Genomic DNA, 20,101 nt, shown 5'->3' on the forward strand with positions numbered 1-20,101 from the left:
TTTATTAGGTTCCACTCTTGGCTGCAGTACGCCCTTCGGGCAGTGGCTGGGTGCGGTAGCTCCACACCAACAGGATGATGCCGGCGGCGATCATGGGCAGGCTCAGCAATTGTCCCCGTGTCATCCACCCGAACAGGTCGAAACCAATGTGACCATCCGGCTCACGCACGAACTCCACCAGGAAGCGGAATACACCGTAAAGAAGAACAAACAGACCACCTACCGCTAGGCGCGGACGCGGCTTGCTGGAGAACCACCAGAGCACAGCAAACAGCACCAGCCCCTCCAGGAATGCCTGGTAGAGCTGGGACGGATGCCGCGCCAGCAGCTCCGGATCCCGCGGGAACACCATTCCCCAGGGCGCATCGGTCGGGCGCCCCCAGAGCTCCTGACCGATAAAGTTGCCGAGCCGGCCAAGCCCCAGCCCGATTGGCACCAGTGGCGCGACAAAATCGAGCAGTGCCGGGAAAGTCGTACCGATCTTGCGCGCGTAGATCGCTGCCGCCACCATCACACCGACCAGGCCGCCGTGGAAGCTCATGCCTCCTTCCCACACCCTGAACAGGGACAGCGGCTCCGCCACCAGCTGCGGGAAATTGTAGAAAAACATATATCCGAGACGCCCACCGGCCACCACACCGATGGCACAGTAAAGAATCAGATCCTCCACCTCGGATTTGATCACCGGCGACCAGGGCTTGCGGCTGCGACGCAGCGCCAGCCACCAGGCGGCGATAAAGCCTCCCAGGTACATCAGGCCGTACCAGTGCACCTTGAGCGGGCCGATGGCAACGGCAACGGGATCGATCTGCGGGTAGGGAATCATCGGCTGTTCACTGTATCCGGCGTAAAAGTTGAGGCGGAAATCTTACCAGAAGCCCGGGGCCGTGACCTCACGCTCGCGCCCCAAGATGGCTATCATTGCCCTTCCGGAGAGGAAACCTCAACTATCTATGTGTCTGCTGCTGTTCGCCTATCACTGCCACCCGAACTACCCGCTGCTGATGCTGGCCAACCGGGACGAGTTCTACCAGCGGCCCGCCGAACCGGCAGGACCCTGGCCGGGGACACGGATGGTGGCAGGCCGAGACCTGGAGGCAGGCGGCACCTGGGCGGGCATCGCGTCCGGCCGCGTGGCGGCAGTCACCAATATCCGGGAGCCCGACATTCCCAGCCCGCCAGATGCGCTCTCCCGGGGTGACATTCCCAGGGATTTCCTGCAGGGGCAGGCCTCCCCTCTGGCGTTCGCGGAGGCCCTGGAGCGCGATCGCTACCGGGGCTTCAACGCCCTCCTCTTCCACCTGGGCGCATCGGATGAGCTGGTTTGCGCCGGTAACCGGCACCAGCCTTTCCGTTTTGCCCCCGGCGTCCACGGGATCTCCAACGGCACCCCCGACGCGCCCTGGCCCAAGGTGGAACGCGGGCGCGCCGCCCTCGCCGAGCTCCTTAACGGCATGCCAGCGGACCTCAGGGAATCCAACTTTGTCGACCGCGCCCTGGCACTGCTGCGGGATCAGCGACCTGCACCGCCGGAAGCGCTCCCCTACACCGGCGTCGGCCCTGCACTGGAGAGCGCTCTGTCACCGATTTTTGTCCGAATCGAACGGGGAGATTTCCCCGGCAGTATCGCTGCCGAGACTCCTGGCCCTTACGGCACCAGAGCCAGCACCATCGTGGCAGTGCACAGTAACGGCACCACCCAGCTGTGGGAACAGACCTACCGGGAAGGCAGACCTGCGGGCCAACTGCGCCAGTTCACCCTGTCGGCAGAGTGAGCTATCGCCTATCGCTTCAGCACTGATTCAGTGCTGACCGGGACCGCACATTCAGTCCAGTCAATACCAGTCTTCGTAAGGTGAAATACATTCGGCGCCAAGCAAATTTTGCATTTGTTGCCATACTTATTTTCACGGGTCTGGTTTGGTTGAGTTTCGTGCCGCCAATCCAGCCCCAATAAGGAAAGTCGCGCGGGACGCATGACAATGGCGAGCCGTCGATAGATATCGACGAACAACAGGACCGGCTCGCCGCAGGTTGGGAAGGTATGAACGATCTGGCGCCCGGCTACTCATCAAAACAGATAAGCAGACGGGCCCTGCAGCATCGCTGAGGTACCATGTCGTATTTCAACCCAGAGCGCCGCACACGCAAATCACCGTTGCCGCTGCTGATTCTCGGCAGCCTGTGTGTATTTGCCCTCTACTATGCCTTTAGCGCCAACCAGAAAACGGTGCCGGTGCTGCCGGAGAATGCCGTCCAGCCACACCTGATCCGCTGGCTGGTGGAAAACCCGGAATCCTGGCCGGCACAGGACCCTATCTTCAACCCGGCCGCAGTACGGCGTATCTATGAGCGCACCGACTACCGTCTGCTCTGGTTCGATAATTACAGCCTGAGCGACACCGCCAATGACCTGCTCAAGCAACTGACTGCGGCCAGTTCCGGCAATCCGAGCAGCATGGTGGATTACCGCTATCACCTGGGCTATTTCGACCGCACCCTGCGGGATACGCCGCAGCGACTGCAGATGGCGGCGGTACTGGACGTGCTACTGACTGACGCCTTCGTCTCCTACGCCCAGGACACCCAGTTGGATAATCTCAAGCCCCGGGTCCGCCCCAAGCGCGATATCACCCCCGTGAGCACGCTGACGGAGGGGTTCCGTCTGGCCAGTCACCGCGTTGGCCGCCAGACCTCTCCCAGCCCAAGCGGGCGCCAGTATTTCCGCGGCTACAATCGCGGCGAGACCAGCGGCAGCGACAACTATCGCCGCGACTATTCAACCGATCGCTCGCGCCACTATTCCCAGGACAGTTCGTCTTACCGCGCAGTACCCCGCTCCGCCGATGGCAACAGCCACAACGCCAGGGGTAATCGCGCTCGCTTCGCGCCGGGCGGTCTGCCGCCGCGCAACGGCTACCAGCGCTACCTGCGCAGTGATGGCGGGCACCCCAGTGTGGGTCGGGTGCCAGAAAACAGTGAAGGGCCCTTTTACCCGGCCAACGATCCCTTCGGCAACGACGCCTCGGCACTGCGCTACGAGCTGGATCGCTATCGCCAGATCGCCGCAAGCGGACGCTGGCGCCCCATGCCGCCGGGACCGGCCATGACCATCGGCGCCAAACACCCCCATGTAGCACTGTTGCGCGAGATGCTGACACTGTATGGCGATTACCGCGGCTACTACGGTTACGGCGGCGGCGAGCGTGACAAGTTCGACCGTGGCCTGCACGAAGCGGTGCTCAGCTTCCAGGAGCGCCACGGCCTGAAAGCAGACGGCATCGTCGGTCGCGAGACGCGCAAGCGACTCAACCTGTCGCCGACAGCACGCATTCGCATCATTGAGAACAATATCCGACGCCGGGAAGCACTGCCCGCCGAGCTGGGCGAGCGCTTCATCCAGGTCAACATTCCGGCCTATCGCCTGAAGTATGTGGAGAATGACCGCGTGCGCCTGGCCATGAATGTGGTGGTGGGCAAGCCCAAGCATGCCACCCCGGAGATCACCACCCGGGTGAGCCGGGTGGTCTTCAACCCCACCTGGACCGTGCCGCGCAGTATCCTGGTCAAGGAGATCCTGCCCAAGGCGCGGGCCAATCCAGGTGGTATGCAACGCATGGGTTACCGGGTCGTGAATGGCAGTGGCGACCACCTGCCACTGACCCCGCAAAACCTCTCCGCCGCCGGGCAGGGCTCGTTCCTGATGCGTCAATTGGGCGGTGAGGAGAACATCCTCGGGCGGGTGAAGTTCGAGATTCCGAACACTGACGAAATCTACCTGCATGACACCCGCGCCCGCAGCCTCTTCTCGCTCACCGAGCGCGCCTACAGCCACGGCTGTATTCGCCTGGAGAAGCCGCGGCATCTGGCCGAGGCCCTCCTCAGCCCCGAGGGGGACTGGGACCAGTGGCGTATCGACCAGCTGACCGTCGGCGACGAAACCACCGAGGTGCAGATGAAGAAGAACGTGAAGGTCTACGTCACCTATTGGACCGCGTGGGTGGACGGCCGGGGCCGCCTCAACTTCCGCCCGGACATCTACGGCAAGGACGGACTGGCCGCCAACCAGTTCTGAGCCCGCTGGAGGGGCGGCGCACGCCGCCCCGATCCCCCTAGATAGCTCGACTCCGCCCCACTAGCCCCGCACGGAATTCTGCAAAAGACTTGGGGCCAACCCGGTCACAAATTACCACTGTGAGCACGGCAATCCGTCAACCAGACGCTTTCCGACTCACAGGGGTAAGTTATGGGTGTTGGCAATTCCCTCGAACATCTTCACGCGCATCCTCAGCATTGCAGCGCGCTGGCGCTGGCCCTGGCCTTCTGTCTCGGTGCAGAGCCGGTGGCCGCCAGTGCCGCTCCGGACCCGCAAACCAATGTAGTCACAGAACTCTCCGGTTCTGACCCATTCATCCCCTATGGTCGCCAACACGCGCTGATGCGCGAGGAGCTGGCCCGTTACCGCGAGCTCGCGCAGGGGGATCATTGGCAACCGCTGGCCGGGGGCCAGACCATTGCCCCCGGCGCCCGCGACCCGCGGGTATTACAACTGCGCAGCCTGATGATGCTGTACGGCGATCTGGTCATGAATGACCAGACCAGCGGCGACGGCCGACATGCCGACGCCTATGACGCCGATCTGCAGGCCGCGGTGCGCCGCTTCCAACGTCGCCATGGCCTGAGAGATGACGGACTGGTGGACGACCGCACCCGTGCCCTGCTGAATATCCCCCCTGCCGAGCGTGCCCGCACCCTGGCTGCCAACCTCGACCGGCTGCAGCAATTACCGCGGGAACTGGGTACACGCTACATCCTGGTCAATATCCCTGACTTCAGTCTGCGCCTGATGGAAAACGGTCGTGAGCAGTACCGAATGCGTGTGGTTGTCGGCAAGCCGAAGCACGCGACACCCCAGCTCTCGACCCGCATGACCCGGGTGGTGTTCAACCCCATCTGGCGAGTACCGCCCAATATCGCACTGCACGAGCTGCTGCCTAAGGGCAGTGCCGCGCTGCGGGCCAAAGGTTTTCGGCTGGTCAGCCACAGCGGCCGCGCAGTGCCTTTCACCGCTGGCAATATCGCCGGCATCCGGCGCGGGAAAATCAGCCTGCACCAGAAAGGTGGACCGGAAAACGCGCTCGGCCGGGTCAAATTCATCATTCCCAACCGGGAGGCCATCTTCCTCCACGACACCAACAGCAAACACCTGTTCAAGCGCCCGCAGCGGGCATTCAGCCACGGCTGCATCCGCCTGGAAAAGCCGCTGGAATTTGCCCGCATGATGCTGCTGGAACAGAACGACTGGGAGCCAGCCCGCGCAGAGCGGTACCTCAACACCGGCCGAACCCGTGCGGTCACACTGAAAAAACCGCTGCCGGTGTACATCGCTTACTGGACCGCCTGGGTGGATGAGGATGGCCTGCTCCAGTTCCGCCCGGACATCTACGAGCAGGACGGCGACAGCAGCGAAAATGCCGCAAGAGCCACTGCGGTGCGGGTGCAGAGCGAGTCGGGGTGAACCATGCAAGGCAAGCCGCGCCGCTGGCCATTGCTGGTGGCGACACTCGCAGTCTCGATCGGAGCCCTGAGCGCCAGCTGGGCTTCAGGATCGAACACCGGGGAGGCGGCCCTGAAGCCGCAAGCGACTGTTCGCGCCCTGCAGACTGCGGCGGCGCGCTACCGTGACCTGGCTGCGGATTGGCAACCCCCAGCCGCAGGCGAGCCGCTGCAGCAGGGGGTGCGCAGCCCCCGCGTCGCCCAGTTGCGGGAGATTCTGCGACTCTACGGGGACTATCGGGGGACCCCGCCCCCCCTGCCTGCCAATAGCCAGCCCGACGATCATCGCTACGATAGTGCGCTGGCCCGTGCGGTGGAGAATTACCAGCGCCGCCACGGGCTCGAGGTGACCGGTAATATCGACAGCGCAACCCTGATGCAGCTGTCCGTGTCGCCCGCCGAGCGGGCCCACCAGCTGGAGGTGAATGCAGAGCGGTGGCAAAAGCTGGCCGCCCAGGCGGGAGAGCGCTACCTGCTGGTGAACGTGCCCGCGTATGAATTACAGCTGGTCGAGAAGGGTCGCGTTACCCTGCGTATGAAAACGGTGGTGGGAAAGACCAGCACCCGCACCCCCTCCCTGCGCAGCCGCATTACCAATGTGGTCTTCAACCCCACCTGGACCGTGCCGCGCAGCATCCTGCTTACCGAGCTGCTGCCCAAGGCCCGCAATAATCCCGAGGCTATGCATCGCCACGGCTATCGTGTCGTCAACTACGGCAGCAGCGATACCCGTCCGATCTCGCCGGAGACGCTGACCCGGGCCGCCGAGGGGCAGGCGACCCTGCGGCAGATCAGCGGCCCCGGCAATACCCTCGGCCATGTGAAATTTATTCTGCCGAACAAACAGGCAATCTTCCTGCACGACACCCAGGCTCAGAGCCTGTTTAAGCACAACGAGCGCGCCTTCAGCCATGGCTGTATCCGCCTGAAGGAGCCGGAGGAGCTGGCCTACGCACTGCTCCGCCCCCAGGGTTGGGATCGCACCCGGGTGGCCGAAGCCGCCACCGGGGATGAGACCCTCAATATCCGTGTGGAAGAGCCCCCGCGGCTGTTCATCAGCTATCTCACTGCCTGGGTCGACGGTGAGGGGCGCGCCCACTTCCGTCGGGATATCTACCAGAAAGACCAGCGCGAGGACGCTTCCAGGGCCGACAGCCAAGCTGCAGACTAGTCTTCCCCCTCCCTTCCAGCGCCCAGATTCCGGGCTTTTCCGCGGTTTTCGGCTTCCGAACACGGAAATAGAACTTACCAGTCAGAGAAAAATGAAATTTTAGTGCGGATGGCCTAAATGACAACGTTGTCTCGGAAAAGGGGCCTTTAATCGACCCAAAAGAAAGGTTTGAATCAGTTTTGCGTAGACCAGAAGAAAAAAATTCCAAGTTCCGCCTTCGACTAATTCCTCATTAGGGCTGTACGATTTGTAACCACTGGTTATTTTTTGTACATTACTTCCCAAGCCCGAAGGCAAACAAACGCCACAGCGGGCTTGCCACGAGAGATACGAGAGGCGGAGATTAGGGTATGAAACAGGGTATTAAGAATCTTTCCAGACGTCGATTCCTGGCTGTGACTGGTGCAGCAGCAGCAACCGTCGCCGCCAGCCCGACTTTCGCTAAAGTGGGTAATGCGCGCACTCTGAAAATGCGCAACCTGCACACCGGCGAGCGTCTGAACACGGCTTACTGGTCTAATGGCGATTATGACAGCGCTGGACTGAAGCAGTTCAACCGTCTGCTGCGCGACCACCGCGCCAACGAAGTGACACGTATGGACCCGAAGCTGTTCGACATCGTGTACAAGCTGAAAGAGAAACTGAACTACAACGGTGAAGTGGAGATTATCTCCGGCTACCGTTCAGCCAAGACCAACGCCAAACTGCGTGCCGCTGGCCGCGGTGTGGCCCGCCGCAGCTACCATACTCGCGGCATGGCGCTGGACATCCGGATGCCGGGTATCAGCACCTCCACCCTGCGTAAGGCGGCGATGGAACTGCGCGCTGGCGGTGTAGGTCACTATCCGAAGAGCGGCTTCGTACACGTCGACACCGGTCCTGTACGTAGCTGGTAAACAGCAGCCGGCCGCAAGGCCAGGCTCCATGAACACGAACCCCGGCACTCGCCGGGGTTCGTCGTTTCCGGACCCGTAAAGTCGGCCTACTGGCCCTGCAGGGAGACCGGGGTCATGTCTTCCTCTGCGGCGGGCACTTCCAGAGTGCCGCTCATCAGGCCAGCCACGGCCTCCATAAGCTGCCGCGCCCGGGCGAGCTGATTCAGCTCCGCCAGCTCAATCGGATCCTCCATTGAGAGCAACAGCTCCTCCAGAGCGACAAAGTGTTCCGCTAAAGCCTCCTGCTGATAGCGGTCCAGAAGCAATTCCGCCATTCCCGCGCCACTAGCCGGCAGCCAGTTCGCCTGCAGGGTTCGCAACATGGCCAGCATTGCCTGCTTGGAGTCTGCCGCCCGACTACTTTCAACATCGCTCTCAGAACTCTCCGGCAAGCGCCGCAACAGCTCCTCGTCAATGACCTGCGCGTGGATGGCCCGGATCTGCTGAAGGCGCGACACCGGATCGAGGGCGAGGAATGGCCGCGACAGATCATTGGCTCCGTACGGCAAACGCTTCGCGAGCCTGTCGATATCTTCGGCCAGTGCCTCACCCATCAATCGGGTCAGTTCACGGCGCCGGTTGGTCGCCAGGGCTTCGGGCTTTTCTCCGGTACTGACAGCGATGAAGTCATCGGCAATCCGCTCGCTGGTGGGGCCCCAGAGCATCACTTCCAGCGCGTGGAAACCGGTACTGGCTTCCTCGTGTGCCGTCAGCCGGTGCTGGCGACGGAGGTTGGCGAGCGTCAGCTCTACCGCGGTATCGTTAACGATGCCACTTTCGGAATAACCGGGAACGGTATCCAGGTAACCGGGTTGCGCCGGCCAGCTGTCCACCTTCAGCAACAGTTCGCGCCCGTCATCACGCAATGGTGCCGGGGCAAAAGCGAGGCGGATATAGGGCAATACGCCGGCAAACTCCCGGTGGGCATCCAACCAGGCCAGCTTCGCTGCCTCCAGATGATCTTCAGAGGGTGTTTCCAGCAGGGTCGTCACTGCACGATTCAGTGCTTCAATGGCTGCTTGAACGTCAGCGACCTGGGCCTGGCCGGCCTCCCAGACAGCCCGGGAGAGCGACTCGGCCGCCTGCTGATCCACAACTTCAACAACCTGGCGCTCTTCCGCTTCCGGCGCCTCCTCGCTGGCCCGCTTGCTATCGCAGGCACCAACCACTGTCAACGCGACCAACAGCAGCGCACCACGGGCGCGCCCAATCATCGCTCTTGTCACATGCATCCCCTATCAAACTCAGTCAGGTTCACCCACTGGCAGCCAGCCGCGGGTTACTCAACACTCAATCGCGCAGGCTGATAATGGGCCAGCCCCGTTTTTCGGCCTCTGCCTGCAGACGCGGGCAGGGATCCACCGCCACCGGGTGATCCACTTCCTGCAACAGTGGCAGGTCATTGATGGAATCGCTATAGAACCATTTCTCATCGCCGGCAAACCCTGGGTTTTGCTCGAGCCACTGGTGCAGGCGTACCACCTTTCCACCCTGATAGCAGGGATGCCCCACAACCTTGCCGGTAAAGCGACCCTCTACTTCCTCGGGTTCTGTCGCGAGGAGGCTGTCCACGCCAAGACGCTCCGCGATCGGCTCCACCACAAACCGGTTGGTCGCGGTAATGATCATAATATGGTGGCCCTGGCGGCGATGCCGACTGATTAACTCTTCTGCCCGCGGCAGCCAGATTTCGCTCACCACTTCCTGCATGAACTCCCGGTGGAGATTGTTGAGCTGCCCCCGGCTGAGCTGGGCGAGTGGTTCGAGGGCGAATTCGAGATAGGCGAATATATCCAGCTCACCCCGCTGATAATCCTGATAGAAACGATCGTTGGCGGAGCGATAACGCTCGCCATCAACGTGCTCGTGCTGGACGAGAAACTCTCCCCAGGCGTGATCGCTGTCGCCACCAATCAGCGTGTTGTCCAGGTCAAAAATTGCCAGTTGCACTGCCATCTCCCCCAATAACTATAGGTGCCAGAGGTGTTTTTTGCCGCCTACACGCTCCCTCCAGCGGCGGGCATTTTACCCTCCCGCGCTCCCGTTCACAGTGACGCTTTCGCGAATTGCCGTAATACCGTCGCTGTGGAACAATGCTGGACAAGTATGCGCGGCGGCAAGCCGTGCGCCAGTGATATCGAGGACAGTATTTTGGGCGACGGCAAGCCGGCATCCGCCGGACGCAAGAACCGCCGCAGGTCCGCCAGGCACTCGAACCGCAACGATGCACCCGCCAATAGCGGACGCAAAAATCGCGGCCGCGGCGCCGAAAACAGCAGCAACATCGATGCCGAGGGCTTCCGCCCGAATGTCGGCATCATCGTGTTGAACGACCGCGGCCAGGCGCTGTGGGCGAGACGGGTCGGGGGCAAAGACGCCTGGCAGTTTCCCCAAGGCGGCATCAATCCGGGTGAGAGCGCGGAACAGGCACTCTATCGTGAGCTCTATGAGGAGATCGGCCTCACGCGCGACCAGGTCAGTCTGATTGCCTGCACCCGCGGGTGGCTACGCTACCGACTGCCGCAGCGACTTGTGCGCCGCCGCTCCGAACCGCTCTGCATCGGACAGAAGCAAAAGTGGTACCTGCTGCAGCTGCAGGCTCCGGAGAGTGCAATCAGCTTCAACAATGGCTACAAGCCCGAATTCGACCACTGGCGCTGGGTGAGTTACTGGCACCCCCTTACCAAAGTGGTGACGTTCAAGCGCGAGGTATACCGTCGCGCGCTGACCGAACTGGCGCCACAGCAGATACAATTGGAAAAGCGCTGGGAGCGGGAACAGGAATAGGGAACCTCTGAGTAAGCCCGCGATATCTCAGGCTTTAAGAGCTTCCCTGCTCCCGCAGCACTTCATTCACTCCGCACCTTGGCGAGGAAAGGCCTTTGCTCGGATCACTGCGCAGCATCGTTCAGCAAGTCAACGCGGCCCGCGACCTGCCCGCAGTGCTGGACATCATCGTGCACCGCGTGCGCGAGGTGATGGACACCCGCGTCTGCTCAATCTACCTGCGCGACAAGCAATCCGGCTCCTACGTTCTGATGGCCACCGAAGGCCTCAATCCCGATTCCGTCGGCCAGGTAAGCCTGGAGCCCGGTGAGGGCCTGGTGGGCAACGTGGTCACCCGCGAGGAACCGATCAACCTCGAGCGGGCGGAGGCTCACCCGGCCTACCAGTATTTTCCCGCCACTGGCGAGGAGCGTTTCAGCGCCTTTCTCGGCACCCCCATCATCCACCATCGCAACGTACTCGGCGTGCTCGTGGTTCAGCAGGCGGAACAGCGCCGTTTCGATGAAGGCGAAGAGGCCTTCCTGGTCACGCTGTCGGCCCAGTTGGCCGGCGTCATCGCCCACGCCGAGGCCACCGGTGCCCTGGCCACCATCGGCCAGCAGCGTCGCGAGGCCAAGTTCGACGGTATTGCCGCCTCCCCGGGGGTGGCCATTGGCCGCGCCCATATCGTCGCCCCGCCGGCGAGCCTGTCCACCGTACCCTACAGCTGCTGCATGGACGTGGAGGCAGAACTCGAACTCTTCCACCAGGCCCTGGTGGCCGCACGGGAAGAAATCCGTGCCGTGGGGGAACGCCTGAAGGACGAGCTGAACCGGGAGGAGCGGGCCCTGTTCGATGCCTATATCAGCATGCTCGACGACAACTCTCTGGCCGTGGAAGTGTGCGATCGCATCCGCGGCCAGCAGCTCAGCGCCAGCCGCGCCTGGGCGGAAGTCATGCTGGAGCATGTGCGCCGCTTCGAGGCCATGTCCGACTCCTACTTCCGCGACCGCGCAGCCGACGTACGCGATCTGGGTGCCCGGGTGTTGATGCACCTGCGCCAGCAACAGCAGAGCGAGCGCGACTACCCGGACAACGCCATCCTGATCGGCGAGGAACTCACCGCCGCAGCACTGGCCGATGTGCCGCGGGAAAAACTCATCGGGCTGGTCTCGATCAAGGGTTCCGCCAACAGCCATGTGGCGATCATTGCCCGCGCCATGGGCCTGCCAGCCGTCATGGGCGCCCAGGAACTCCCGTTTGAACGGATCGACGGCGCCGAACTGGTAGTGGATGGCTACCGCGGCGAACTCTATGTGCATCCGACCACGGAGCTGCGACGCCGCTACGACTGTATCGTTGAGGAAGAGCGCGAACTGGCCCGCCACCTGGATCATCTGGCGGGCCTGCCCGGTGAAACCGCCGACGGCCATCGGGTGCGCCTGTGGGTAAATACCGGATTGATGGCCGACGTGGTGCGCTCGCTGGAGCGTGGGGCCGAAGGCGTCGGCCTGTACCGGACCGAAGTCCCCTTCCTGCTGCGCGACCGCTTCCCCTCGGAAGAGGAGCAGCGGGAGATCTACCGCGAACAGCTGGAGGCCTTCGCACCGCGACCGGTGACCATGCGCACCCTGGATATCGGCGGCGACAAAGCGCTGGCCTACTTCCCTATCGAGGAGACCAACCCGTTCCTGGGATGGCGCGGAATCCGGGTCACCCTCGACCACCCGGAAATTTTCCTGGGTCAGGTCCGGGCCATGATGAAAGCGAGCCTCGGCCTCGACAACCTGCGCATCATGCTACCCATGATCAGCGGGCTGGGGGAACTGGAGGCCGCCCGCAAACTGGTAGAGCGCGCCCACAGCGAGCTGGTCGACGAGGGCTACGATATCGTCATGCCTCCACTGGGGATCATGATCGAGGTGCCCTCCGCCGTTTACCAGGCTCGGGAGCTGGCCGAACGAGCCGATTTTATATCCGTGGGTAGCAACGACCTGACCCAGTACCTGCTGGCGGTGGATCGCAACAACAGTCGTGTGGCCAATATTTATCATGCACTGCACCCGGCGGTGCTGCGGGCACTTCGCCATGTGGTAGACGCGGGACACGCTGCCGATACCAAAGTCGGAATCTGTGGAGAGCTGGCCGGCGATCCGGGTGGCGCTCTGCTGCTGGTGGCGATGGGCTACGACGTCCTGTCGATGAACGCCACCAACCTGCCCCGGGTAAAAGCCGCTATGCGCGCGGTCACCAAGGCCGATATGGACAGCCTCCTCGAGCAGTGCCTCGAGCTCCACTGCCCAGAGCAAATCGAGGAAACCCTGAGCAGCTACCTGAAACGTGTGGGCCTGAAATCACTGCTGCAGCCGATGTGATTGCACAGCGCCAACCCAGATAAGGCGAACGAACCCATAAAAAAAGCCGCACGGGTCATCCCTGTGCGGCTTTTTCTTTTGCCTGGAGTTGATCGCGGTGCGATCAGTCCTCCGCTTCCTCGCGGTAGGCGTCGGCGTCCAGCATGTTTTCCAGCTCGCTCACATCACTGGGCTTCACACGGAAAAACCAGCCGTCGTCATAAGGGGAGCCATTAACGGTTTCCGGAGCGTCCTCAAGGTCTTCGTTGATTGCGACCACTTCGCCGGAAATCGGGGAATAGATATCGCTAGCCGCCTTCACGGACTCAACCACGCCGGCCTCGTCGCCAGCGGCCAGGGTGGCGCCCACTTCCGGCAGCTCCACGTAAACAACATCGCCCAGTGCATCCTGAGCATGGTCACTGATACCCACGGTGACAGTGCCATCTTCTTCCAGCCGCGCCCACTCGTGACTGGAAAGGTATTTCAATTCGCTGCGAATCTCGCTCATTCTGTATTCCCTCGATTAAGCTCTCTGAATTGGGTTGTCCGCCGCCGGGGCGCGGGAATTCGGCTCTGCGGCCCTCACCACGCCCACTGCTGTTGCGGCCTTAGATTACCGACTTGCCGTTGCGGACAAAGCAGGGCTTGACCACCTTGACCGGCACCAATTTTTTACGGATTTCAACCTGCGCTGTATCGCCCACCGTGACCGGCACCCGCGCCAGGGCAATAGAAAAGCCCAGGGTCGGCGAGAAGGTTCCGCTGGTGATGATACCGCGGTCCTCGGTGCCGTCCACTACTACCGGCTGGCCCGCGCGCAGTACGCCGCGCTCTTCCAGCACCAGACCTACCAGTTTCTCTTTCCGGCCTTCGGCCTTTTCCTGCTCCAGCGGCTTGCGACCGATGAAATCACGCTCCTCCGGCTCCCAGGTAATGGTCCAGCCCATATTGGCTGCCAGCGGGGAGGTCTCATCGTCCATCTCGTGGCCGTACAGGTTCATGCCCGCTTCCAGACGCAGGGTATCCCGCGCACCCAGGCCGCAGGGAGCGACACCGGCATCGGCCAGCGCCTGCCAGAAACCGGGCGCATCCTCGGCCGCCAGCATGATTTCCAGGCCGTCCTCACCGGTGTAACCGGTGCGCGCCACGAACCAGTCACCGCGGGCCACGCTCTCAAACACTTTCAGGTCATCGATAATGGTGGTCCACTCGATGCCGAGAACGGCTTTGGCCTTCTCCAGTGCCTCGGGGCCCTGGACAGCCACCATTGCCAGCTCAGGGCGCTCGGTGAGGGTCACATCAAAATTCTGGGCCTGCTGCTGCATCCACGCCAGGTCCTTTTCCCGGGTAGCGCAGTTCACAACCACCCGGTAGCCCGGGTCGCGAAGGTAGACGATCAGGTCATCAATCACCCCGCCCTGCTCATTGAGCATACCGGTATAGAGGGCCTTGCCCGGTTTGCCATCCAGCTTGGCCACGTCATTCGCCAGCAGGTAGCGCAGGTAGTCCCGCGCGCCGTCGCCATCGAGGTCGACCACGGTCATATGGGAGACATCGAACATACCCGCGGCAGTGCGCACCTTGTTGTGCTCTTCCAGCTGGGAGCCGTAGTGCAGGGGCATATCCCACCCGCCGAAATCAACCATTTTGCCGCCCATGGCGACATGAGTGTCATACAGAGGTGTTCTGTTTCCCATCTTTTGTTCTCGAATCCAGTGGCAAATAAAGCCGCGTATTCTACCGGCGCCGTGGCCGGGCTTACCAGACGGCAATCTTCTGCAAGCCTAGCAGGCGCCGGGATGAAAACCTGTGGCAATCGGAGATCACCGACAAAAGTACTTGGCGGTCGGTTTATAGCGAATAAAAGGCTTTGCGGACAGGTGGAATCGGTATATAAGGCGCCTCGGCGGCCGTCCTGAGCCGCGTTGCCTGCCCCGGAGCTCACCGTTGAATACAAGCCTGAATCTGGCGCCCCCCACCGCCCGGCCCCCGCTGGAGGAACCGGTCCTGACGAGCATCGCCGATGCACTGCGAAGGGACGGCCACATCGTCTTGCGCGCCCCCCTGCCTCCGGCAATGTTGGGTGGCCTGCTGCGGCATTTCCGCTCCCTCGACGACGCTGATTTCAAGCGGGCGGGTATCGGCCGCGAGGAAGAGCACCAGCTGGACCGCAAAGTGCGCAGCGACCGGATTTTCTGGCTGGACCGCGATAACGCCTATGTCTCGGCGTATCTGAACTGGATGGAGGAAATGCGCCTCGGCCTGAACCGCCATCTCATCCTGGGTTTGTTCGACTATGAGTGCCACTACGCCTACTACGATCGCGGCACCTTCTACCAAAAGCACCTGGACGCCTTCCATGGCAATACCAACCGGGTCCTCAGTACCGTCCTTTACCTGACACCGAACTGGCAGCCGCGGGATGGTGGTGAGCTGGCACTCTACCCCTCGGTCCTGCACGGCAACACCGAAGCGGAGGAACCACTACTCCGGGTAGAGCCCCGCTTCGGACAGATGGTGATTTTCCTGAGCGAGGAATTCCCTCACGAGGTGTTGCCGGTCCAGCGGCCCCGCTACAGCGTCACCGGCTGGTTCCGGGTCAACAGCAGCCTGGGTGGCACTGTCGACCCGGCATCCTGACGGTCATAGGAGAGGTTAGCTGGAACGTCTCAGTGCACCAGTGACAGGCTCTTCATTAACTCGGCCACATTCGGTACGTCTTCGATACGGATCTCCGCATGCAGGCGCAGGCCGATTTCGCCGGCGCTGATCAGGCCTCGTACCTGGTGATTGGCCGTATCCACCACCAGGCAGTCGCGCTCGCCATCACGTCGCATGACAGCGAGGACATCACCGATGGTGCTGCGTTCCACTTGACTGTACTCAAGGAACTTGAGCATATGACGGGGCCGCATCAGGTCGCTAACCGTAAGCTCTTCGCGCGACACACCCGAGGCCACCCATTGCATCAAATTCTGGTAAGAAACGTCCTCGACACTGAGAAGCCCAGCCAACTCGCCCCTGCCGTCTACCACGAGCATGGTACTGCGATGACCAATCCGCATTAACAATGCGGCATCGAGCGCCTTCATCGAGGGCGCCAGCACCGCAGCCGAGTGCTCTTTAAAATCGGAAATAAACTCGAGCGCAGGCGAGCCCAGTGAGAGCTCGCTGAAGTCGTCGGGGAAAACCAGCCTGTCAGCTTGCTGTAACTGAGAAACATCTAAGTTCTTCATGGCATTAACTCTTCATTTCAGCCACCGCGTTGTGGTGGCCGGGAGAACCCAATAGTGATCCTGCGACACAACTGTCAAAGCCGCAGGCCACTGAGTGAAAAAAGGAAAAAAGAGAGTTAAGCGCGGAAGGGTGGTGCGCGTATGGCATGGCCATCACGCAACGGCGAAAGTGCGAGACCAAGCGCGGGCAGCGGCTTGCCGACCCAGGAGTTGGGAGTTGCGGAGAAGAGGGCGGCACATCGCGGCAGTACACTGTCTGTATCGCCGTCAAAGGTATCGAGAAGGGAAAGTGTGGAGACTTCGGGCTGACCGCAGCTTTGCTCAAGGCGTTCGTCCTGCTGCGACACCGGCTCCGCCAGCACGGCTGAACACAGCAGTACGGATTGGAGCAGAATGAAAAGCAGGTTTTTGCGCACCGCGAAAATCCCGAAATTTAAAGCCAACGTCAAGCCGGGGACTTCTTTAGCCCGGCATCGTTTAACCGAACGTAACCAGACAAAAACTCGCCCGGCTCAATCAATGGACCGGTCAGCGCCAGCAGAAGTTCCCGAGGGTTCACTGCGGCCGCTCGTCTTCATCCTCATCAGGATCATCCTCCTGTTTTACCGATTCGTCCACCTTTAATCCATAGCGCTTGGAGCGCCAGCGCCAGAGCCGGCGGGCAAGTAATTGGCGATCCGGCGTTTTGTCCGCCTCATCGACAATCTCCTCGCCCAGCAAAGTCTCGAGTAAATCTTCCAGGGTAACCAGGCCCTCCAGACTGCCATACTCATCCAGTACCGCACTGATCTGGACCCTGCGGGAGAGCATCTTCTGGAACGCCTGATAAATGGTGGCCGTCTCGGGCAGCATCAACAGATCGCGTCGGAACTGGAATAGCTTGTCGTCCTGGTTGCCTTTCGCATAGGCCAGCAACAGCTCCTGTTTCAGGACAAAGCCGACCACGCAATCCGGGTCGTTGTGCTCATAGATGGGAATACGGGAAAAGCGACTTTTCTCCACATCCTCGTAAACCTCCGCCAGCGTCGCATCCTTGGAAAGCGAGTACACCACGGTCCGGGGTGTCATTACCTCCCTGACCGAGTGATCGCGCAGAGTGAAAAAGAGGTTGCGAAGAATATTCGACTCACGTTCTTCCAGCTGCCCCTCCGCTTCGCCGAGCTCAGCCATCACGGCAAATTCCTCGCGGCTGAAACCGGTCAGTGTCGGCCCATGGGACAGCCCTCTGGTCAGCCACTCGGACATCTTTACGAATGGGTACAGCACCCACACCATAAACTGCACCGTATAACCGGTAAGCGGCGCCAGCTGGCGCCAGTAAACCGCGCCGAGGGTTTTCGGAATTATTTCCGAAAATATAAGGATCAGCAGGGTGAGGATGGCCGAAATCACCCCCAGATACTGATTGCCGAAAACCGCAGCGGCCTGGGCACCGGCGCCCGCCGCACCGACAGTATGGGCGACAGTATTGAGGGTCAGGATTGCCGCCAGTGGCGCATTGATATCGTCCTTGAGACGGCGCAGCACAGCGCCCGCCCGGTGCTCTTCCCGCTCGAGCAGGCTGATATAGGGCTTGGTCACGCTCAGTATGACCGACTCGGCAATCGAGCACAGAAAGGAAAAACCCAGCGCAATCAGCACATAAACAATAAGCAGCGTCATGGAGTGTCAGTCGTTCCTCTCGACAGCGAAAAGTTGCGGGCTCCCCCAAGCAGGCAGTAAAGCACTGTCAGCAGCGAGCCACTGATAAAGCCACCCAGGTGTGCCGCGTTGGCAACACCGACACCGAATATCAGGGTGAACAAGCCGGTGGCACAGAGCAGCAGCCAGCCCACCGCCAGCATCACGATACCCGCAGGTACATCACTCCACCGGGGAGCGACCCGCTGTAGCACCATCACCGCGCCTACCAGGGCATAGACCACGCCGGACATGCCACCGAATACGATTTCCGGCGACCAGAGATACTGGGCCAGATTGGAAACCGCAGCACTCACCAGAACCAGTACCGCCAGGGCCAGAGTCCCGGCGCGCGCCTCCAGCGAACGGCCCAGAATCCACACACCGAGCGCATTGAACAGTGCGTGAGGCAGGGAGAAGTGCACGACGGCCGGTGACCAGAGACGCCAGTACTCCCCCTGGGACCAGTGCCACGCCAGCGTGGAGGAGGCCAGCTCGAAATCCTCGCGCCGGTCGGGATAGATCACCAACCCCTGAACCAGGTTTTCCCGCAACAGGAACCAGCCAACAAAACAGAGGCCGATCAGTAAAAGGCACAGCGGTGTTGCCTGCAGGGGCCAGTTGGGCAGCGGCGAGGGGCTGACCGCATCCGCCCGCACCTCGGCTCCAGCCGGTGCATGTCCGGCACCTTCCAAAGCCCCGCTGTCATCGCTTGATGGCACGTTGCCTTCCGGGCGCTGATCAGATTCAGAGCCATCACGGACGGGCTCGATGCGGACATCCGCAAGCCGCAGCGTACCGGCTTCCCAACGCTCCAGCACCGGCAACAACAGGGACTTGAGGCGAGGGTCCGGAGCCCATAACACTTGGTGATTATTCTCTTCTGTGATGCGCAGAGGGAGGCGGCCACGCGCGATGAATTGCGCCAGCTCGCTCAGGTCCTGATCGATGGGGAATTGGTAGACAGCGGTCCAGTCGCTCAAAAGTCAGTCCGGGCCATTACAGGGATAAATCGAAAGCTCGATAAAAAGCGCTGCCACTGATATTGGGTTCGCACGACAAAAAAACAAGCGCCCTCGGAGGGCTCGCGCTGCCTGCACGCACTTAAACCGCCATCGCGCGCAGGATGATCCTTTTTTTCAGTAGCGGGCTGGCATCCACCATGCTCAATCCTGTATTGCGGAGCCAGCGCCAGTGCAGCTCGCCCGCTCCGAAAAGGGATTTAAAGGTGCTCATGGCCTTCAGGGTCGCCTCGTTATCACCGCGGCGACGACGTTGGTATCGCGCCAGCACTGAGTGGTCCGACGGTTCCAGCCCACGCTTGAGTGCGCGCTGTATTTCCTCGCCCAGCACGCGCACATCCTGCAGGCCGAGATTGACCCCCTGGCCCGCCAGCGGATGAATGGTGTGGGCGGCATCTCCCACCAACACCGCACCGGCACCAAAATAGCTTTCTGCATGACGCCCCCGCAGCGGGAAAGAGACCCGCTCGCTCACCGACTCGATCGGGCCCAGGCGGCTCTCGAGAGCTTTCTCCAGGTTGAGGGCGAAGGCCGCATCGTCGAGCATCAGGAGTTCACGCGCCAGCTCTTTATCCGCCGACCAGACCACGGCACAGTGATTTTCGTCACCAAGTCCCGACAACGGCAGAAATGCCAGAGGGCCCGAACGGAGAAAGCGCTGTCTGGCAATGTGACGATGTTCCTCTGCACAACGGGCCACACAGACCAGTGCCGTCTGGTGATAGTCGGTGTCCTTGCAGCGGATACGTAACAGATCCCGCACCCTCGAGCGCGCACCGTCGGCACCGATCAGCAGCCGCGTTTCGACCACCTCGCCACGGTCCTCCAGCCCCTCCACCAGTTGCCCATCTTTGGGCCGCGACTGCAGGTGCCAGTGGCCACAATCACGCCACCAGCTATCGAGCCGGAAGCCATTGATAATTTCCACATTGGGGAGCGTCTCCAGCCGTGTCCGCAGTGCGGTGGTGATGACGCTGTTCTCGACGATATGACCCAGATTCGGCTGGTGTACATCCCGGCAGCTGAAGCTGACAGAGCCGGTGCCCTCCGCGTCCCATACCCGCATATCCGTATAGGGGCAGGCACGGGCGGCGATGATGTCATCCCAGGCGCCGATTTCGTTGAGCAGCTCTTGAGAGGCGCGGGTGAGCGCCACCACACGGGGGTCGTATTCATCTTCAGGCACAGACGGAATATCGGTGGACGCTTCCAGCACCGCCACCCTGAGTTGCGGGTGCCGCACAGCCAGCAGGGCAGCCTGGGCCATGCCCACCATGCCTGCACCAACAATGGCAACATCCAGACGGTTTCTCTTCATAATCTGACCATTTCGCGGTTTTTCCACTCAGATACCGCTGTTTGTCCTGATAAAGCTAAC

General features: G+C 61.5%; 18 protein-coding genes. 8 read left to right on the top strand and 10 right to left on the bottom strand.

Annotated elements, in window-relative coordinates:
• Positions 1 to 4: 4 nt before the first annotated feature.
• On the bottom strand, positions 5 to 826 hold the full coding sequence (lgt, locus tag AUP74_RS02350) for a prolipoprotein diacylglyceryl transferase (RefSeq protein ID WP_069946152.1): 822 nt from the start codon (positions 824 to 826) through the stop codon (positions 5 to 7).
• Positions 827 to 953: 127 nt separating this feature from the next.
• Between lgt and AUP74_RS02355 the strand changes: the two genes are divergently transcribed.
• The 5 genes from AUP74_RS02355 to mepK all read left to right on the top strand — a co-directional run bounded on the left by AUP74_RS02355 (position 954) and on the right by mepK (position 7,623).
• Positions 954 to 1,775, top strand: a complete 822-nt coding sequence (locus AUP74_RS02355) for an NRDE family protein (protein WP_069946153.1) — start codon at positions 954 to 956, stop codon at positions 1,773 to 1,775.
• Between the two features lie 341 nt (positions 1,776 to 2,116).
• Positions 2,117 to 4,075, top strand: coding sequence for a L,D-transpeptidase family protein (locus AUP74_RS02360; protein ID WP_069946154.1), 1,959 nt, complete (start codon positions 2,117 to 2,119; stop codon positions 4,073 to 4,075).
• A 171-nt stretch (positions 4,076 to 4,246) separates the two neighbouring features.
• On the top strand, positions 4,247 to 5,518 hold the full coding sequence (locus AUP74_RS02365; RefSeq protein ID WP_069946155.1) for a L,D-transpeptidase family protein: 1,272 nt from the start codon (positions 4,247 to 4,249) through the stop codon (positions 5,516 to 5,518).
• Between the two features lie 3 nt (positions 5,519 to 5,521).
• Positions 5,522 to 6,727 carry a L,D-transpeptidase family protein gene (locus AUP74_RS02370; protein WP_069946156.1) on the top strand — a complete coding sequence of 402 codons (1,206 nt, stop codon included), beginning with the start codon at positions 5,522 to 5,524 and terminating at the stop codon, positions 6,725 to 6,727.
• A gap of 350 nt (positions 6,728 to 7,077) precedes the next feature.
• Entirely contained in the window at positions 7,078 to 7,623 is a 546-nt protein-coding gene (gene mepK, locus AUP74_RS02375) for a peptidoglycan L,D-endopeptidase MepK (protein ID WP_069946157.1), read from the top strand.
• Positions 7,624 to 7,709: 86 nt separating this feature from the next.
• Here mepK and AUP74_RS02380 read toward each other — a convergent pair whose 3' ends face one another.
• Together AUP74_RS02380 and AUP74_RS02385 are read right to left on the bottom strand one after the other, a co-directional pair.
• Positions 7,710 to 8,888: an imelysin family protein gene (locus AUP74_RS02380; protein ID WP_226999867.1), complete on the bottom strand. Its 1,179-nt coding sequence runs from the start codon at positions 8,886 to 8,888 to the stop codon at positions 7,710 to 7,712.
• Between the two features lie 64 nt (positions 8,889 to 8,952).
• Positions 8,953 to 9,612: a histidinol-phosphatase gene (locus AUP74_RS02385; RefSeq protein ID WP_069948655.1), complete on the bottom strand. Its 660-nt coding sequence runs from the start codon at positions 9,610 to 9,612 to the stop codon at positions 8,953 to 8,955.
• A 156-nt stretch (positions 9,613 to 9,768) separates the two neighbouring features.
• On the opposite strand from AUP74_RS02385, the gene AUP74_RS02390 reads away from it, so the two are divergent.
• A complete protein-coding gene (locus AUP74_RS02390) occupies positions 9,769 to 10,449 on the top strand; it encodes an RNA pyrophosphohydrolase (RefSeq protein WP_083260773.1) in 681 nt (226 codons plus the stop codon).
• 95 nt (positions 10,450 to 10,544) lie between these two features.
• Positions 10,545 to 12,803 carry a phosphoenolpyruvate--protein phosphotransferase gene (ptsP, locus tag AUP74_RS02395; RefSeq protein ID WP_069946159.1) on the top strand — a complete coding sequence of 753 codons (2,259 nt, stop codon included), beginning with the start codon at positions 10,545 to 10,547 and terminating at the stop codon, positions 12,801 to 12,803.
• 103 nt (positions 12,804 to 12,906) lie between these two features.
• Here ptsP and gcvH read toward each other — a convergent pair whose 3' ends face one another.
• Together gcvH and gcvT are read right to left on the bottom strand one after the other, a co-directional pair.
• Positions 12,907 to 13,293, bottom strand: coding sequence for a glycine cleavage system protein GcvH (gene gcvH, locus AUP74_RS02400; RefSeq protein WP_069946160.1), 387 nt, complete (start codon positions 13,291 to 13,293; stop codon positions 12,907 to 12,909).
• A gap of 100 nt (positions 13,294 to 13,393) precedes the next feature.
• Positions 13,394 to 14,482, bottom strand: a complete 1,089-nt coding sequence (gene gcvT / locus AUP74_RS02405; protein ID WP_069946161.1) for a glycine cleavage system aminomethyltransferase GcvT — start codon at positions 14,480 to 14,482, stop codon at positions 13,394 to 13,396.
• 250 nt (positions 14,483 to 14,732) lie between these two features.
• Here gcvT and AUP74_RS02410 point away from each other — a divergent pair, with 250 nt between their 5' ends.
• Positions 14,733 to 15,425, top strand: coding sequence for a 2OG-Fe(II) oxygenase (locus tag AUP74_RS02410; protein ID WP_226999868.1), 693 nt, complete (start codon positions 14,733 to 14,735; stop codon positions 15,423 to 15,425).
• A gap of 29 nt (positions 15,426 to 15,454) precedes the next feature.
• Here the strand turns inward: AUP74_RS02410 and AUP74_RS02415 are convergent, their stop codons facing one another.
• From AUP74_RS02415 to AUP74_RS02435, 5 genes are all read right to left on the bottom strand, one after another.
• Entirely contained in the window at positions 15,455 to 16,021 is a 567-nt protein-coding gene (locus AUP74_RS02415) for a CBS domain-containing protein (protein WP_069946162.1), read from the bottom strand.
• A gap of 116 nt (positions 16,022 to 16,137) precedes the next feature.
• Positions 16,138 to 16,437 carry a hypothetical protein gene (locus AUP74_RS02420; RefSeq protein WP_145924291.1) on the bottom strand — a complete coding sequence of 100 codons (300 nt, stop codon included), beginning with the start codon at positions 16,435 to 16,437 and terminating at the stop codon, positions 16,138 to 16,140.
• 139 nt (positions 16,438 to 16,576) lie between these two features.
• Positions 16,577 to 17,683, bottom strand: a complete 1,107-nt coding sequence (locus AUP74_RS02425; protein ID WP_069946164.1) for a CNNM domain-containing protein — start codon at positions 17,681 to 17,683, stop codon at positions 16,577 to 16,579.
• Positions 17,680 to 18,684: a rhomboid family intramembrane serine protease gene (locus AUP74_RS02430; RefSeq protein ID WP_069946165.1), complete on the bottom strand. Its 1,005-nt coding sequence runs from the start codon at positions 18,682 to 18,684 to the stop codon at positions 17,680 to 17,682. The genes AUP74_RS02425 and AUP74_RS02430 overlap by 4 nt, the downstream gene beginning before the upstream one ends.
• Positions 18,685 to 18,805: 121 nt before the next feature.
• Positions 18,806 to 20,041, bottom strand: a complete 1,236-nt coding sequence (locus tag AUP74_RS02435; RefSeq protein WP_069946166.1) for a UbiH/UbiF/VisC/COQ6 family ubiquinone biosynthesis hydroxylase — start codon at positions 20,039 to 20,041, stop codon at positions 18,806 to 18,808.
• Between the last annotated feature and the right edge of the window lie 60 nt (positions 20,042 to 20,101).

Source organism: Microbulbifer aggregans (genome assembly GCF_001750105.1).
GTDB classification, from domain to species: Bacteria; Pseudomonadota; Gammaproteobacteria; order Pseudomonadales; family Cellvibrionaceae; genus Microbulbifer; species Microbulbifer aggregans.